This is a genomic window from Sphingomonas aerophila (assembly GCF_014199305.1).
In the GTDB taxonomy this organism is placed as follows: Bacteria; Pseudomonadota; Alphaproteobacteria; order Sphingomonadales; family Sphingomonadaceae; genus Sphingomonas; species Sphingomonas aerophila.
This window is the reverse complement of the sequence record NZ_JACIJK010000002.1, coordinates 97345-113733: the sequence shown is the minus strand read 5'-3', so window position 1 is coordinate 113733 and position 16389 is coordinate 97345. Positions and strand designations below refer to the sequence as shown.

Below are 16389 nucleotides of genomic sequence, written 5' to 3'. Positions count from 1 at the left end.
TATGGCTTTGCGGCGTAACGGGGGCAACCCCCGCGCCGCTCGGGGCGTTGACGGGGAGTAAGTAGAGGAGAACCCCCACCATGCAGGTCCCCCACAACGCTTTTGTCCTCGTCGCCGACGGCCGAAAGATGCTGTTCTTCCGCAACCAGGGCGACGCGGAATATCCCAACCTCCAGGTCGAACACGCCGAAGAGCACCCCAACCCCGCCGACCGCGATCAGAAAACCGACGCGGCTGGCGGCTCGTTCGGGTCGCAGATGGGCTCAAATGCGCCGGCCGCCGCGCGCGGCGGCGGCATGGCCGGCCCGAATGGTGGCGGTGAGGGCGGCGCCTTTGCCCCATCGCGCGGAAGCATGGACGAGGTCGACTTTCACCAGCAGGAGGAAGACCGTTTTGCCGCTCAGACCGCCGACCTTCTCAAGAAACGAGCATTGGCCAACGAGTTCGAGAAGCTGATTGTGGTCGCGCCGCCCAAGACGCTTGGAGAGTTGCGCAAGCACTACCACAAGGAAGTCGAGAGCCGGCTCGCCGGTGAACTGGCCAAAGACCTCACCAACCGCCCAGTCGATCAGATCGAGAAGGCGCTGCGCGACGCCTGACGCTCAGGCCCGGCGCGCTCGGGCCTGGATGGAAAAGGGGCCCGCGGCACAATGCCGCGAGCCCCTCGCCTCCCCTGCACGGAGGGACGATTCAGGCCGCTTCTGCAGCCTTTTTCTTGCGCCGCGCCACCAGCGCTGCTGCCGCGCCGCCGAACAACAGCAACATCGGCGGAGCAGGCACGGGCTGCGGTGGGCCACCATTGCTGCCCGACGATGATGAAGAGCCGGAGCTTGAGCCGGAGCTGGACGAGGAGCTCGACGACGAGCTGCTGCCCGACGACGAACCGGAACCCGACGAGCTGGCGCCTGGCCCGTTTGACGACCAGCCACCCGAGGACGAGTAGCCGTCGCTGGACGAGCTATAGCTGCCCGACGAGCTGCTTGAGCCGCCAAAGGACGATGAAGAGCTGCTGCTGCCGGTGGAGCTGCTCCATCCACCGCCATCCTTGTCGGGCTTTCCGGGATGATCCTTGCCCGGCTGCTGCCCGTTCTGGTTCTGGTTCTGGTTTTCGTTCTGGTTCTGATTTTGGTTCTGATTTTGGTTCTGGTTCTGGTTCTGGGAGTTGTTGTTTGTGTTGCTGTTGCTGTTGTCGATCGCGACAACCGCTCCACCACCGCCGCCGCCGCTGCCACCAAAGCCGCCGCCGAATCCGCCACCAAGCCCCCCGCCAAAGCCGAAGCCCCCGGTTCCGCCGACCACAACTGGAACACTGCCGCCGCCCGACTCGAAGGGTACGGGCTGGGGCAGGGGAACGGGTGCCGGTACATTTGCGACCGTAACCACCGTAGGCGCACAGGTTGTCTTGGTAGTGGTCACGACCCGCCGCACGGGCCGGGTGATCACAACGCGGCGCTTCACGATCTTCTTGGTCGCGACGTATCCCTTGGTGTTGTAGGCAACCTGGCGTGGCCGTTCTGCCATGTGCACGGCGCCGCCGCCGATTACCGCACCGCCGCACGCGCATGCGCACAATTTAGCCAGGGCCATCCGAACAGACATGAAAGCTCTTTCTCAATCCCGCGACATGGGCCGCTTGACTGCAAAGTGCGGAACAAAGGATTAAGCGCAAGTCTGTTAACCACCTTCTTACCGCGCCAATACAGAAACTGTGGTGCAACGGCATCTCTGGCGCGATTAACGTGTCAGTTCGGGACAGCCCGGCGCGATACCTTTCTCTCGCGGTGGAGCGTCAAGTCGTGAACCGGGGTGTTTTCCGGGCCTGTGCCTCTGCCGCAACACTTGGGCCGTGAAACATTCATGTTCTTGCAGCCTGCTTGTGAGCAATCCTGCTTCAGATTATAGGCCCGCAAGGATTGGGGAGTGAGCCGCGACGCGCAAAAGTGCCGCTGCGGTTCGAGGGGAGTGGCGTCATGGCAACCGTGTTGAATCGCGTCGAGAGTGCCGGCACTGAGCCGACAGCAGCCAATGACTCGGGGGCCGGCTATCGTCCGCATCCCGACGAACCGTTTATGAGCTTGCGTCAACAGGCGTATTTCCGGGCCAAGCTGACCGCGTGGAAGGACGCCATCCTGCGAGAAGCGCAGGAAACCCTGTCACAGCTACAGATCGACTCGCTGCGGGAGGCGGACCTCACCGATCGTGCGTCCAGCGAAACCGACTGGTCGATCGAACTGCGTACCCGCGATCGCCAGCGCAAGCTGGTGTCCAAGATCGATGCGGCGCTGCGCCGGATCGACGAGGGCGAATATGGTTATTGCGAGGTGACGGGCGAACCGATCAGCCTTGCTCGGCTGGAGGCACGCCCGATCGCGACCATGACTGTTGAAGCGCAAGAGCGCCATGAGCGGCATGAGAAGGTAAGCAGGGAGGATTGACCGAATACCGGCGTATAAGGACGGGTATTTCGTCAACGAACGCTTCAGTCTTTCGCCCTAGTCGGAGCCGATCCAGAACATGAGTTCGACGATGGACGGTGTCTTTCCTTTTCCGCCCGCCACCGGTCCCGGTAGCGATAACGACAACGGCGCGTCGGCGGCTCGGTCGCGCGACAGCCTGTTCCTGCTTGCTCAATTGAAGCTGGTCGGGCGGGAGGAGCGCGAGGTGCGGGTGCGCAACCTGTCTGCCGGAGGGATGATGGCCGAGTATGACGGGCCGGTCAGCATCGGGGACCAGCTAACGGTTGCGGTTCGCGGGATCGGCAGTGTTGCCGGTCGTGTGGCCTGGGCGGCTGCGGGCAGGATCGGTATTGCGCTGGACGAGTCGATCGATCCCAAGAAGGCGAGAAAGCCCGTCACGACACGCGGTCAACCCTGATCGCATAACGCGGGGCTGCCTTTTCCCGAAAAGGTGCGCGCCGGTCAGGCCGGCGCGCAGGGGATCAGAACCGTTGCAGTTCCTCCTTTAACCGGAGCTTTTGCTTCTTCAGCTCCGCGATTGTCCGTTCGTCCGGCATCGGCCGCAACCGTTCCTCGGCCAGTTTGCGGTCCAGGCCCGCGTGCTTGGCCTCCAAAGCGGTTTGATGCGTCGTCTGCATGACGTCGGTCTCCTGCGATTTGCTTGGTGGGGAACTGAATAAATCACGACGGAGCGATTGTGTCTCGTCCGATTGCATTCGATTCGACCAGTCGAGTGGATGGCTGCGACCACCCGCTTTCCGCGATGGGGCTGCGTGAGTACAAAGGCGGTCCGACAGGCGGGCCAGGGGCGGGCAGCAACAAATGAACGATGTGGAACTGGATGGCCGACTTGACCTGCTGCGAATGGAACATCGCGACCTGGATGCAGCGATCTCCGCACTGGCCGATGCGGGTGTGCCCGATCAGTTGCAGCTCGCCCGCTTGAAGAAGCGGAAGCTTCGTTTGCGGGATGAGATCGCGTTGATTGAGGATGAATTAGTTCCCGACATCATCGCCTAGCCATCAAGTGAGCGAAATCGGGACTGCTTGAGGGCTGGGCAGCCGTGCCGCGACGTGGCAGCGTTCCTTCCAATGCCGAGCTATGTCGATCACCCAAAGCTTTACCGCCGTCTGACGGACTCGCTATACCTGGAGGCGATGCTGCTGGCCGACGAAGCGCGTGCGTATTTCGACGAGGTGGGCCGGGCAGAGCGAGACTTGCTCGATCCAGCCGTCCGAGTCGGGTTCTCGTGCGAGTCGCTCAAGGTGACGACCCGTCTCATGCATGTCATCGCGTGGCTGTTGACCCGGCGTGCGTTAGAGGCAGGTGAGCTTGCGCCGAGTGAGGTCCTGCATTCATCTCGGCGGCTGGGTGATGCACCGGCGAGCGACGTCGACCTACTACATGCGCTGCCACCTCGCGCTCAGTCGTTGATAGCGGCAAGCGAGGATCTGCACCGGCGGGCAGCGCGGCTGGATACCGCACAGGACGTTGTGTCTGTCGTCAGCCCTGCTCGATCGATGCTGGAGCGGCTCAAGCAATTCTTTTAGCGGCTCAGGACCCGCTCTCTCGCCCCCAGATATTCACCCAGCAGCCGTTCAACCAGCGCCGCCGCTGGCTCCACCCGCGTCACCGATCCGATGCCCTGGCCCGACCCCCAGATGTCGCGCCACGCCTTTGCCTTGGAGCCGTTGCCGCCGCCGAAATCCATCATCTTCAGATCCCCTTCGGGCAGGTTGTCGGGATCCAGCCCCGCCGCCTCGATCGAACCGCGCAGGTAGTTGCCGTGAACGCCCGTAAACAGGTTCGAATAGATGATATCGGCGGCGCGCCCGTCGACCACCGCCTGCTTGTATCCCGGCTCGGCGTTAGCTTCCTCGGTCGCGATGAACGGCGATCCGATGTACGCCAGGTCAGCGCCCATTGCCTGCGCCGCAAGGATCGCGCCCCCGGTCGCGATCGAGCCCGACAAGGCGAGCGGGCCAGTGAACCATTGCCGGATTTCGGACACCAGCGCGAAAGGAGATAGGCGCCCAGCGTGGCCGCCGGCACCCGCTGCCACGGCGATCAGCCCGTCTGCGCCTTTCTCCACCGCCTTTCGTGCAAAGCGGTCGTCGATAACGTCGTGGAAGGTACTTCCACCCCAGCCATGCACCGCAGCGTTCAGGTCTTCACGCGCGCCGAGTGAGGTTATGACGATGGGAACCTGCCACTTGGCGCAGGTTGCAAGGTCCGACTCCAGCCGATCGTTGGACCGATGTACGATCTGATTGACGGCGAACGGGGCTGCCGGCTGGTCGGGATTGGCACGATTATGTGCCGCCAGTTCCTCCGTGATCCGGTGTAACCATTCGTCGAGCTGGGATGCCGGTCGTGCATTCAGCGCCGGAAATGAGCCCACGATGCCCGCCTTGCATTGCGCGATGACGAGGTCGGGGTTGGAGATGATGAACAAAGGCGCGCCGATGACCGGCAGCCGCAGCGAGGACAGGATGGGAGGAAGGCTCATCGGTCAGGTTGTCACATGCAACCAATGAACCTGTCCAGCGATGCGATTGGCAGGGCGTGTGGCACCGGCTAGGGCAGGGCCATTGTCGTGTCACAAGGTCTCCCTATGAAGCTCGCTATTGCTCTGTTGTCCTTGACCGTTTCTGCTCCCGCACTGGCACAGGCCCAGCTGCCGCGCACTGTTGTCCCGAGCGCGTATGACATCAGCGTCACGCCAGATGCCAAAGCGATGAGCTTTACTGGAACGGAGACGATCACGGTCAGCGTGACGGCGCCGACCCGCACGATCACGCTCAATGCCGCAGACTTGGCGATCTCATCTGCAACGATCGACGGCAAGCGCGTTGATGCCAAGATCGACGCAGCCGCGCAGCGCGTTACGCTGACCGCGCCGACGACTCTTGCGGCCGGGCAGCACAAGCTGGGTCTGGCCTGGACAGGCAAGATCAACGAATCCGCCGCCGGGCTGTTCGCGATTGATTACACCAACGACGACGGCAGCAAGTCGCGGATGCTGGCGACCCAGTTCGAGGCGCCTGATGCCCGCCGTTTCGCGCCGATGTTCGACGAGCCGGGGTTCAAGGCGACCTTCACCCTGACCGCGGTGGCCCCCAAGGGCCAGCTTGCCTTCTCCAATATGCCTGCGACGCAGGTGACGACCGAGGGCGACAAGCAGCGTTATCGATTTGCGACCAGCCCCAAGATGTCGAGCTATCTCCTGTTCCTCGGCATGGGTGATGTCGAGCGCAAGACGGTCAAGGCCGGCAATGTGGAGATCGGCGTGATCACCCGCCGCGGCGTGGTCGACCAGGGCGACTACGCGCTCGCTTCGGCGCAGAAGCTGCTGTCCTATTACAACGACTATTTTGGCCAGCCTTACCCGCTGCCCAAGATGGACATGATCGCAGGTCCCGGCTCAAGCCAGTTCTTTGGCGCGATGGAAAACTGGGGCGCCATTTTCTACTTCGAGCCCGAACTGTTGTTCGACGCCAAGCGCGCAACCGCCAGCAATCGCCAGCGCATCTACACCGTCGTTGCGCACGAGATGGCCCACCAATGGTTCGGCGATCTCGTCACCATGTCATGGTGGGACGACCTGTGGCTGAACGAAGGCTTCGCTTCGTGGATGGAGGGCAAGGCCTCAGCCGACCTCAACCCCGATTGGAACGCCGATGCGCAGTCGCTGGTCACCGAGCGCGAGGAAGCGATCGCGCTTGACGCGACCGCAGCGACTCACCCCATCGTTCGCCACGTCGAAACGCCCGAGCAGATCAGCGAAGCGTTCGACACGATCACCTATCAAAAGGGCCAGGCGGTGATCGGCATGCTGGAATCCACCCTGGGCCCGGACAAATTCCGCGCGGGCATTCGCCGCTACATGGCCCGTTACAAATACGGCAACACCGCCACTGATCAGCTGTGGGCCGAGCTTGCCGCGGCATCGGGTCGCCCCGTGGCGGAGATTGCCCATACCTTCACCCTGCAGGGCGGCGTGCCGCTCGTCACCGTGTCGGACGTCCGTTGCGCTGGCGGCCGCACGACGGCGACGCTGACGCAAAGCCGGTTCGGCATCGATCAGGCGTCCAAGGCGCCCCAGCAGTGGCAGATCCCGCTTGCTTACGGCATTGTTGGCGGTTCTGCCGCCACGACGGTGCTGGCCGGCCCGTCCGCCCAGGTAACCGCACCAGGCTGCGCGCCCTTCATCGCCAATCTTGGCAAGCAGAGCTACACCCGTGTCCGCTACGACGCTGCCGCGCATGACGCGATCGTTCGCGGCTATGCGACGCTGCCACTGCGCGATCGGATCGGGACGCTGGGCGACGATTATGGTCTCGCAACGTCTGGCGATCAGGACATCAGCCGCTTCTTTGAGTTGATGGCGAAGGTGGGCCCACAGGCGGACCCGCTGGAATGGTCGGCGGTGACACGCGTGTTGTCGCAGTTGAACGGCCGCTTCGGGTCAACGCCGCTGGCCGAGCCGCTGCGGTCGCGGACGGTGTCGCTGCTCCAGCCGGTGCTCGCGCGTATCGGCATGACTCAGCAGCCCAACGAGGCGCCGCCTGTTACCAATTTGCGTGAAGGGCTGCTTTCCGTGCTGGGCAGCAGCGGTGACCCGCAACTGGCCGCCACTGCGCGCCAATATGTCGCGAAGCTCCGGACCGACCCCAACGCGATCCCGCCGGCGATCCGCCAGCCGATGCTTCAGACCTATGCGGCCAACGCTACGGCCGCCGAGTGGGACGCGCTGCTCGCCATGACCACTGCGGAGCGGAACCCGGTCGTGCGCAACGGCTATGTTGGCCTGCTCGGCCGCGCCCGGGACGAGGCGATTGCCCGCCGCGCGCTCGAACAGCTCAACACGGACGCGCTGACCGCGCCGCAAAAGGCTATTCTGCTCCGCTCCGTGGCTGGCCAGCATCCTGATCTGGCGTTCGACTGGGCGGCGTCGCATGCGTCGCTGGTCAACACCTTTGTGGAGGCGTCCAGCCGCGCGGGCTTTGTGCCGCAACTGGGGCAGGGATCGCTCGATCCCGCGATGCCGAGCAAGATCAGCGCCTATGCGGCCGCCAATCTCCCCGCGTCGGCTCGCGGCCAGGCCGAGCGGACAATTGCACGAATGGCGGCCTCTCGCGAGATTGCGGGGCGGCTTCAGCCTGGCCTCGCCCGCTGGCTGGGGCGGTAGGCCGGCGGGCTTCGGGGGTCCCGACGTTCGGGCTAGCGTGACGAGGCGGGCTGGTGCTCGGCCTTATTGCGCTCCTCCCCCGGCTTGCGGTGCGCGCTAGCATCGAGAACAGCGTTGAGGCCGGTTCCCTGCTGGAACTCGCGCCCGGACGGCCTATAGGCTTGCGGTCCTGTCACTTGGAGCCGAATGCAACACTATGTCGGAGCAATCACATCAGGTCGGGTTGGCCGCGATAGCAGAGGCAAAGGGGCTGCACGCGCAGCGCGTGACTTGGGTGCACCACTGGACAGCTGATCTGTTCAGCTTTCGCATCGAGCGGCCGCAAAGCTTCCGCTTCGCGTCCGGCGAGTTCATCATGATCGGCTTGCCCGGTGCCGATGGACGGCCTGTCATGCGCGCCTATTCCATTGCGAGCCCCGCCTGGGAGGATCACCTCGAGTTTTTCTCGGTGAAGGTAGCGCACGGTGCACTCACGTCGAGGCTGCAGCACCTTGAGGTGGGCGATCTTGTCCTCCTGGGTCGCAAGCCCACCGGCACCCTGGTCGTCGACGCGCTCGAACCGGGCGAGCGCCTAATCATGGTCGGTACAGGCACAGGTCTGGCGCCGTTCCTGTCCGTGCTCCGCGACCCTGAAACCCACGAGCGCTTCGAACACATCGTGGTCAGCCATACCGTCCGCCAGAAGGAGGAACTCGCCTATCGCGAGTTCCTGGAGGACGAGATCCGCACGGACGAGATCTTTGGCGAACTCCTGCGCGACCGGTTCACCTATTATCCGACTGTCACGAGAGGCGAGTTCCATCGTCAAGGCCGGATCACGGACAGGATCCGCGATGGACTGTTCCGTCAGGATCTGAACCTGACGACCGACGCGCGCCAGACATCCCGTTTCATGATCTGCGGCTCGATCGCCTTCAACAAGGAGATGGTCGAGATCCTGACTGGCTGGGGGCTGACGGAAGGTACCCAATCCAACCCGGGACAGTTCGTGGTAGAGCGCGCCTTCGTTGGCTGAGCGAGCTGCGCAGGGCGTAGTTCAACGACCCATGCGAGGCCGCAGCTAAGCCTTCAACCGGACTATCGGAAGCGCTGGGCGGGCCGCCGATCTTGCGGTCCTCCCGGCCGGCTCCATTGGTGCTGCCAAGGTGGCGGTGGAGCAGAGGCGGCTGACCGTGTTCATGTTTTACGGCGCGAGGGTGGTTCATAGGTTGCAGGCTGGACGCATTGCGCGCTGGGTGCTGGCCGGGGCGTGAGCGGGAGCGATCGGCGTGTTCAGTCTGAATCGGCGTGAGCCGCTCCGTTCGGAAACCCGCTCCAATCGCGCCAGAGCCAATCCTGTAGGCCTAGCCTCTTAAGAACGGGGAACAGCTTCAACGACGGCAACGCCGCAAGCAGCCGCTTACGGCAGCTCTGACGCTTTGCCTTCGTCAACCATCTCGCTGTGAACCTGGCCGTGGGCAAGCAGCGCGAACAGCCCCGCTCCGCCGACGAGATTGCCTAATACAGCAGGCATGATGGAGCCCAGTAGCGCGCCCGCAAGATCGATGCGCCCGGCCCAGAGCAGAGTGAAAGCTTCTGCAGAACCCACGACCGAGTGGCTGAAATTGGCCGCCCCGACCACGTAAGTGACAACGAAGATCACCAGGAATGATTGCTCGCGCGCGTTGGGCAGCACCCACGCGATGCTCGCGATCATGAAGCCCGCCGGTATTGCCGTCCAGAAAGTCGAGGTCGCGTCATGCTTCAGGATAGCGGCGGAAACAGCAACCATTGCGTCCTGGAGCGGCGGGTCTGCCAGCGGGACGTGCGCAAGCGCGAGGGTCGCCAGAGCCGTACCGGCAAGGTTGCCGATCAGTACCAGCGTCCAGAGCCGCACCGTTTTCCAGGCCGTCGCTCCTGAAGGTCGGCTCACGAGGGGCAGCATCGCCGTGATGGTGCTTTCGGTGAAGAACTGCATTCGCCCGAGCACGACCAGGAGGAATCCAAGCGGGTAGCCAAGGCTCACGATGAGGTGTCGCCAGGGCGTTTCCGGCGTCATGGCATGAATTGCCCCCTCTGCGATCAACGAGGCGTTGATCGCCAGCCCACCGGCGAGAGCGGACCAAAGCAAGGACGGGGTGCGACGGTCGAGTTCCGCTTGGCCCTCTTCACGGACCGCACGGTGAAGCTCCTTGGCGTCGGCTGCCTTGATTTCCTCTATCGCTGGATCGGCGCCCTCAGTGTCCATCCGCCAGGAACGGGTAGCTCCGACAATTTCTCCGTATCGCGGGGTATTACATGTTCGGTCGCTGGAGGTGTCTCTGGTACACCTCTTACGATAGCCCACCGCGTAGCAACCAAGATTTGCTGCCGCGCGGAGCGTGGCAGCCTGCTCTGCAAATCAGAGCAGTCCCCGCCGCAGCAGCATCGCAGTGGGGTCCGGATCACGACCCCTGAACGCGCGAAAGCTGTCCGCCGCCGGTCGGCTGGCACCCTTGGCGAGCACCTCGTGCCGGAAGGCGTCACCGACGTTGCGGTCGAGCAAGCCAGCCTCAGCAAAGCGCCGAAACCCATCGGCGGCCAGCACCTCGGCCCAGAGATAACTGTAATAGCCCGACGCATAACCGCCGGCGAAGATATGAGAGAAAGCGTGGGGAAGCCGGTGCCATTCCGGCGGGCGGATCACCGCGACCTCTTCGCGCACGGCCTCGATCACCTCCATCGGGTCGGACCCGAGCGTGCCGAGGTGGAGCAGCAGGTCGAACATGGCGAATTCGATCTGTCGAACGATGAACATCCCCGACTGAAACTGCCGCGCCGACAGCAGCCGGTCGAAGAATTCAGCCGGCAGCGGCTCGCCCCTGGCATGGTGGCCGGACATGTTGGTCAACACCACCGGATCCCAGGCGAAGTCCTCCATGAGCTGACTGGGCAGCTCAACAGCGTCCCACTCGAAGCCGTTCGTCCCGGCGATGCTCGGTCGGTCCACCTCCGTGAACAGAAGGTGGAGACAGTGCCCCGTCTCATGAAGGAGCGTCAGGACGTCCGAGTGAGACAGCAAGGAAGGCGCATCATCACTTTTGGGGGCGAAGTTGCAGACCATATAGGCCACCGGGCCCGTCACGACCTCACCATTGCGTAGCCGCGGACGTGCCTCTGCCATCCAGGCGCCGCCGCGCTTGCCGGGCCGTGCATGCAGGTCAAGGTAGAGTCCGGCAAAGGCGGCGCCGTCACTGCCGACCACGTCAAAGTAGCGCGCGTCCTCATGCCACAGCTCGACGTCGTGACGCTCGACAAGCTGGACGCCGTACAACTGGCCCAGCAGTTTCTGCCACCCTGCCAGGACGCGCTCAACGGGAAAATAGGCGCGAACCGCGTGTTCATCGACCAGGTAACGCGCTCGACGCAGGCGCTCGGCCGCGAAGGTCACGTCCCAGGGCTGGAGGTCCGCGATCCCCAGATCCTCGGACGCGAACGCGCGGAGTTCGGCGAGCTCACGCTCGGCAGCCGGCTTGGCACGGCGCGCAAGATCCCGAAGGAAGGTCAGAACCTCGCCGGCATCGGGTGCCATCTTGGTTGCCAGGGAGAGCGCAACAGGATCGGGATAGCCAAGCAGCGTGGCCGCCTCCCGCCGCAGCTCCAGAATGCGGGTGATGCGGTCGGAGTTGTCGAACTGTCCCGCGTTAGGGCCGCGGTTCGAGGCGCGAGTGCCATAGGCTTCATAGACCCGGGCGCGAAGGTCGCGATCTTCCGCAAACGTCAGGACCGCGATGACACTCGGCTGCTGCAGGGTTACCAGCCAGCCATCGAGATCCGTTGCCCTGGCGGCGGATGCCAGCATGGACTTATCCGCTTCCGACAGGCCTGAAAGGCGCTGCTCGTCCAGGATGTGCTCGGACCAGGCCTCCGTTGCGTCTAAAACCGCGCTGCCGAACTCGGTCATTAGCGTTGACAGCTCGACGGAGACTTGGGCGAAGCGGGCCCGTGCTCCGTCGTCCAGGGCAACGCCGGAGAGGGTGAAGTCCCGCAAGGCGTGCTCGACGGCAACACGGTCGGATGTGGGCAGTTCGGCAAAGGCTGGCGAGGCCGACAGCCGGGTAAGCAGATCAAATAATGCTCGGTTCTGCTGCAACTTCATCTGGTGCTCAACAAGCTGCGCCTGGCCCGCAGCGTGGGCCGCACGCAGTTCAGGCGTGTCCGCAACCGCATGAAGGTGAGACACCGAAGACCACAACCCATCCACCTTGTTCGCGGTCCGCTCAAGCGGCATCCAGACTTCGTCGAAGCTGGTCGGAAGTTCTGCGGTGAGCTCCTTCACCACAGCTTCCTGTGCCGCGATCGCCTCATGCAGGGCAGGTCCTACCTTCTCGGGTTTGATCTCTTTGAAGCGGGGCAGTCCGTCTGGGCGAAGCAGAGTGTCGATGGTCATGCCATCTATGTGGGGTAATCACGCCGGCTTTGGAATGCTCCTTGAAACGCTTGCCCTTGACGAGACTAAAGCGTCACGATCGGTGGATTGGGGCTGGAACTAGTCCTCGTGACGGGAGTCTGTTGGAGATGCCGACACCCTGCGAGCTGAGGACGATCGACAATGTCGGACTCTCGCCCTCCTCGACACTTGCAGTGCTGGCCAGCCACGCTTTGCCGGATCATCGATGAGGATTGCCACGTACAACGTGAACGGCGTCAACGGCCGTCTCCCGGTGTTGCTGCGGTGGCTGGAAGAAGAGCGCCCAGACATCGTGTGCTTGCAGGAGCTCAAGGCGCCGCAGGACAAATTTCCGGAAGGCCCGATCCGCGACCTCGGCTATGAAGCGATCTGGCACGGGCAGAAGAGCTGGAACGGGGTGGCGCTCCTTAGCCGGGTGGGTGAGATCCACGAAACGCGACGGGGGCTGCCGGGCGACCCCGACCCCTCGCAAAGCCGGTACATCGAGGCTGCTATCGCTGGTGTCATTGTCGGGGGCCTGTACCTCCCCAATGGAAATCCGCGGCCGGGGCCGAAATTCGACTACAAGCTTGCCTGGTTCGAACGGCTGATCGACCACGCGGCAGCGCTGCTCGCCACCGGCGCTCCCGTCGTCCTTGCAGGCGACTTTAACGTCATGCCGACAGAGCGCGACGTGTATAAGCCGGAGCGGTGGACGGACGACGCGTTGTTCGCTCCAGAGGTTCGGGCGCTGTACGCGCGGCTGCTGGAGCAGGGCTGGGCGGACTCGCTGCGCCGCATCTACCCGGACGAGACGATTTATACATTCTGGGACTACTTCCGGAACGCGTTCGGGCGCGATGCCGGACTCCGGATCGACCACCTCCTCCTGAGCCCATCGATTGCGGGCCGTCTGAAGAATGGAGGGGTGGCACGGCAGGTTCGCGGGTGGGAAAAGACCAGCGACCACGCCCCGACCTGGATCGAATTGAACGGTCCGGCAAGCTGACGGGAGCAGTGTCTCAAAGGCGCAGGATGGACGGGAGTGGACGTCGGCGAGCTTCGAAGGTCTGATTGCGGCCGTCCTACGGCAGCCTTGTAGGAACATGGAAGCACCAGAAGCGCTTGATGGTCAGAGCTGCCGCATAGTCGGCAGCCAGGAGACCTGAGTTGATGACCGAGGCAAGCTGGACCGAGAGCGCCAAAACTCCGCAAATTGAATGGCGGATGAGCGCCGCACTCGAGAATGTGCCGCGCGGCAGCGAGGACGTGGCGGAGGTCACCAGCCTTGAAGGTGCGGTTCGTGCCTGGGGCGCCCTGGATCCGGAGCACAGGTCGGCAGCGGTGCTCACGCCCGAGCGTCCTGTTCAGATCGATGGCGCATTACACGACAGGTTCAACGGCGATAGTATTCTCGCCTTGGCCGGGCGCCTCCCGGCCGGTGGAGGTGAGGACTGACGTGGCAAAGGCCAGTGTCCGCTTCGAACCTGGAGACTGGGAGTGGGTCCCGGATCGGGAAGCCATCGGGTTCCTTGGCCACACCGACTTGGGCGCGGTCGAGTTCCTGATCACCGCCGAGGCGCTTCTGGAGCTACTCGACCCGGACCGGGACGGCATCGACCGGGAAACCGCGATCGAGGTCTTCGTCGAAAACGAGGCAGACATCCACCGCATTGCCCGACGTGAGTTTGTCGCACGGCTCGGGGGAGAGCCGCCGATCCTTCTCACGGCATTCGACATTGCGGGCTGATCGGGAACCTTTCCTAATGCTCGCTTGGGTACGGCCGCGCCATCCGAACGGCGCTGCGCTACTCGTAGCGAAGGGCGATCACGGGGCTGGTACGCGCCACGCGATAGGCATGGCCTGCAACCGTGACGATTGCGATCACCAATGCGAGCAGGCCGGCCAGGAGAAACGGAACAGGCGTGAGCGCGATCCGAACGTCGAACCCGTTTAGCCAGCTTCGCATCAGCCACCACGCGACAGGCCAGGCAATCAGGTTCGCGATCAGCACCGGCCGGCTGAACTGCCAGACCAGCAGGCGGACAATGTCGCGGGTGCGGGCGCCCAGCACCTTGCGGATGCCGATCTCCTTCGTGCGTCGTTCGGCCGTGAACGCGGCCAGGCCGAAAAGGCCCAGGCAGCCAATCACCACGGCGAGAACGGCGAAGGCGGCGAACAACTGACCACGCGCGGCCTCCTGATCATATTGCTCCCGAACGATGTCGTCCGCGAAGCGACCTTCGAACGGTACCTGCGGGATAACGCGCTTCCAGACCCGTTCCACGGCTTCGCGAACCAGGCTCGGACTGCCCGAGAACCGTACAAGGAGATCGGAAAAAAGGTCCCGTTGTGCGGTGTAGACGATGGGCTGAAGCGGATCGCGTATCGAGCGGAAGCGGGCGTCCTGCACGACACCGACAACCGTGATGGGCACAAGGCCGTATTCGCTCGGCAACAGTTCGGTCCGCAGGCGCGCACCGATTGCAGCCTGCGGTGACCTGAAGCCCAGCCGACGACTTGCTTCTTCGGTGATGACCACATTGGCGCCGCGTTGGGCAAGCGCGCGTGCAATTGCCGGGAATCCCGGGTCGGATGGCACTGGCGTGGTAGTGTCGTCCCGGCTTTGTGCCTCCGAGAAGTCGCGGCCCGCAACGATGTTCATCCCCATCGCGCGGAAGAAGCCGTATTCGACGGCGTACGAGCCAAGATCGACGGAATCGGTCGACCCCTCCCGATACACACTGCTTACCGAATTCCCGCCAGGATCTACCGCAATCTGGGATCGGGCGGCGGCTTCTACGCCCGGAACACGGCGGATCTGCTCGACGACCAGGGCGTCGCGCTTCTCGACCCCTCGATATCCAAGGTTGCCGATCTGAAGCAGGCCGTCGCGCCTGTATCCCGCATCGGCGGTTCGGGCATAAACCGTTTGCGCATAGATGATCCCGGTGCAGATGATGAGGCCGATCGACACCGCGAACTGGGCAATGACCAATGCGTTGCGGAGGTGGCCGGAGCCTTGCGCGTCAGCGGAAGACTTGTTCGCTTTCAGGATCTTGGCGGGTTCAAACCGGGACAGATAGAAGGCGGGGTAAAGGCCCGCCATCAGGCCGACCAAAAGCACCAGCACGACAACTGGCAACAGGATCCCGCCAGCCCCGAAATAGTGAAGTTCGATATCCGCGCGGAGGAACGCGCTGAAGGCCGGCAAGAGGAGCTCCACTGCGGCGAGCGCGACCAGCATCGCAATGGCTGCAACGAGGATCGACTCCGCGAGGAACTGCATGATCAGCTGACGTCGCGAGGCGCCGAGCACCTTGCGCAGGGCAACCTCGCGCGCTCGTTGCGAGGCGCGTGCGGTGGCGAGATTCGTGAAGTTTACGCAGGCCATGCCAAGCACAAGCAATGCGATGATCGCGAATGTCAGCACGGTCAGATGATCATTGCCAGGCGTGATCGACCCGTCCTGCGCTTGGCCGAGGTGAACATCGCGAATGTTGGCTAAACGGTAATCCTGGAAGTCGCCCGGATTGTCCTTGCGTCCTTCGCTGGGCAAGTCCGGGATGTTCCGCTTTTCCCAGGCGGGCATCTGGCTGTAGATCAGTCCAGCATCGTTCGGTGACCGCAGCTTCACGAAGTTCCAGCCCTGCTGGTTGGTCCAGCTCGTAAGCTGCGACACACGATCCGCGAATTGCGTGTCGAGGTCCATGCGCGCGACGGCATTTGCACTGAAGCTCGAGTTCTTCGGCCAGTCCTTGAAGACGCCGGTGATCTTGTAATCGACAGGGCCAGTGTTCTCGACGAGGGTGAGTGTCCGGCCCATCGGATTGGCGTCGCCGAAGCGGCGCCTCGCTTCGCTTTCGGACAGCGTAATCGAGTGAGAGTCCGGCAGGGCGGTTTCAGGTGAGCCATGAACGAACGGCACCTTGAAGATGTCGAACAGGTTGTCGTCCACACTGCGCAGGTTCTCGATCTTGCTGGCCTGGCCATCCTGGATGACGATCGGGCCGAAGCTACGGACCCAGACAAGTTTCTCGACCTGCTGCGGATAGTCCTTCCTTAACGTGCGGCCGACGACGATGCCGCTCATCTGCAGGTGCATCTCCTCACCGCCTGACGGTGTCGCGGCATAATGGGTCTGCACCTGGAACACGCGGTCGGCATCGGGCAACCATGCGTCGTAGCTCGTCTCGTAACGAACATAGAGCAAGATCAGCACGCAGGTCGCCAGACCCAGCGCAAGGCCGACGATGTTAATCGCGCTGTACGCCCGGTTCTTCGCCAAAGCGCGAAGGCCGACGGTGATATAGTTGCGCCACATGGCAGTGC

General features: G+C 63.4%; 16 protein-coding genes. 10 read left to right on the top strand and 6 right to left on the bottom strand.

Features of this window, described 5'->3' with window-relative positions:
- Positions 1-80: 80 nt before the first annotated feature.
- Complete coding sequence (locus tag FHS94_RS03310; RefSeq protein ID WP_184054656.1) at positions 81-599, top strand: host attachment family protein; 519 nt, start codon at positions 81-83, stop codon at positions 597-599.
- A 91-nt stretch (positions 600-690) separates the two neighbouring features.
- Here the strand turns inward: FHS94_RS03310 and FHS94_RS03305 are convergent, their stop codons facing one another.
- On the bottom strand, positions 691-1587 hold the full coding sequence (locus tag FHS94_RS03305; RefSeq protein ID WP_221234521.1) for a PEP-CTERM sorting domain-containing protein: 897 nt from the start codon (positions 1585-1587) through the stop codon (positions 691-693).
- Positions 1588-1970: 383 nt separating this feature from the next.
- Here FHS94_RS03305 and dksA point away from each other — a divergent pair, with 383 nt between their 5' ends.
- Positions 1971-2435, top strand: a complete 465-nt coding sequence (dksA, locus tag FHS94_RS03300; protein WP_184054651.1) for an RNA polymerase-binding protein DksA — start codon at positions 1971-1973, stop codon at positions 2433-2435.
- Between the two features lie 79 nt (positions 2436-2514).
- Positions 2515-2874: a PilZ domain-containing protein gene (locus FHS94_RS03295; RefSeq protein WP_184054649.1), complete on the top strand. Its 360-nt coding sequence runs from the start codon at positions 2515-2517 to the stop codon at positions 2872-2874.
- Positions 2875-2938: 64 nt separating this feature from the next.
- On the opposite strand, the gene FHS94_RS03290 is transcribed toward FHS94_RS03295, so the two are convergent.
- On the bottom strand, positions 2939-3094 hold the full coding sequence (locus FHS94_RS03290; RefSeq protein ID WP_184054647.1) for a YdcH family protein: 156 nt from the start codon (positions 3092-3094) through the stop codon (positions 2939-2941).
- 184 nt (positions 3095-3278) lie between these two features.
- Here FHS94_RS03290 and FHS94_RS03285 point away from each other — a divergent pair, with 184 nt between their 5' ends.
- Positions 3279-3476, top strand: coding sequence for a YdcH family protein (locus FHS94_RS03285; protein ID WP_184054645.1), 198 nt, complete (start codon positions 3279-3281; stop codon positions 3474-3476).
- 72 nt (positions 3477-3548) lie between these two features.
- A complete protein-coding gene (locus FHS94_RS03280; protein ID WP_184055264.1) occupies positions 3549-4007 on the top strand; it encodes a DUF1465 family protein in 459 nt (152 codons plus the stop codon).
- On the opposite strand, the gene FHS94_RS03275 is transcribed toward FHS94_RS03280, so the two are convergent.
- Positions 4004-4966 (bottom strand): NAD(P)H-dependent flavin oxidoreductase, encoded by a 963-nt coding sequence (locus FHS94_RS03275; RefSeq protein ID WP_184054643.1) that lies wholly within the window; start codon positions 4964-4966, stop codon positions 4004-4006. The two genes, FHS94_RS03280 and FHS94_RS03275, sit on opposite strands and share 4 nt — an antisense overlap.
- A 132-nt stretch (positions 4967-5098) precedes the next feature.
- Here FHS94_RS03275 and FHS94_RS03270 point away from each other — a divergent pair, with 132 nt between their 5' ends.
- Together FHS94_RS03270 and FHS94_RS03265 are read left to right on the top strand one after the other, a co-directional pair.
- Positions 5099-7648 carry a M1 family metallopeptidase gene (locus tag FHS94_RS03270; RefSeq protein WP_343055139.1) on the top strand — a complete coding sequence of 850 codons (2550 nt, stop codon included), beginning with the start codon at positions 5099-5101 and terminating at the stop codon, positions 7646-7648.
- Positions 7649-7844: 196 nt separating this feature from the next.
- Complete coding sequence (locus tag FHS94_RS03265; protein WP_184054639.1) at positions 7845-8663, top strand: ferredoxin--NADP reductase; 819 nt, start codon at positions 7845-7847, stop codon at positions 8661-8663.
- Positions 8664-9047: 384 nt separating this feature from the next.
- Here the strand turns inward: FHS94_RS03265 and FHS94_RS03260 are convergent, their stop codons facing one another.
- Positions 9048-9875 (bottom strand): formate/nitrite transporter family protein, encoded by an 828-nt coding sequence (locus tag FHS94_RS03260; RefSeq protein WP_184054637.1) that lies wholly within the window; start codon positions 9873-9875, stop codon positions 9048-9050.
- Between the two features lie 153 nt (positions 9876-10028).
- Positions 10029-12056, bottom strand: coding sequence for a M3 family metallopeptidase (locus FHS94_RS03255; RefSeq protein ID WP_184054635.1), 2028 nt, complete (start codon positions 12054-12056; stop codon positions 10029-10031).
- Positions 12057-12282: 226 nt separating this feature from the next.
- On the opposite strand from FHS94_RS03255, the gene xth reads away from it, so the two are divergent.
- From xth to FHS94_RS03240, 3 genes are all read left to right on the top strand, one after another.
- A complete protein-coding gene (gene xth / locus FHS94_RS03250; RefSeq protein ID WP_184054633.1) occupies positions 12283-13065 on the top strand; it encodes an exodeoxyribonuclease III in 783 nt (260 codons plus the stop codon).
- Between the two features lie 164 nt (positions 13066-13229).
- Positions 13230-13514 (top strand): hypothetical protein, encoded by a 285-nt coding sequence (locus FHS94_RS03245; protein ID WP_184054631.1) that lies wholly within the window; start codon positions 13230-13232, stop codon positions 13512-13514.
- Position 13515: 1 nt separating this feature from the next.
- The gene (locus tag FHS94_RS03240; protein WP_184054629.1) at positions 13516-13806 is read left to right on the top strand and encodes a DUF1488 family protein; all 291 of its coding nucleotides are present in this window, start codon (positions 13516-13518) and stop codon (positions 13804-13806) included.
- 58 nt (positions 13807-13864) lie between these two features.
- Here FHS94_RS03240 and FHS94_RS03235 read toward each other — a convergent pair whose 3' ends face one another.
- Positions 13865-16381: an FtsX-like permease family protein gene (locus tag FHS94_RS03235; RefSeq protein WP_184054627.1), complete on the bottom strand. Its 2517-nt coding sequence runs from the start codon at positions 16379-16381 to the stop codon at positions 13865-13867.
- Between the last annotated feature and the right edge of the window lie 8 nt (positions 16382-16389).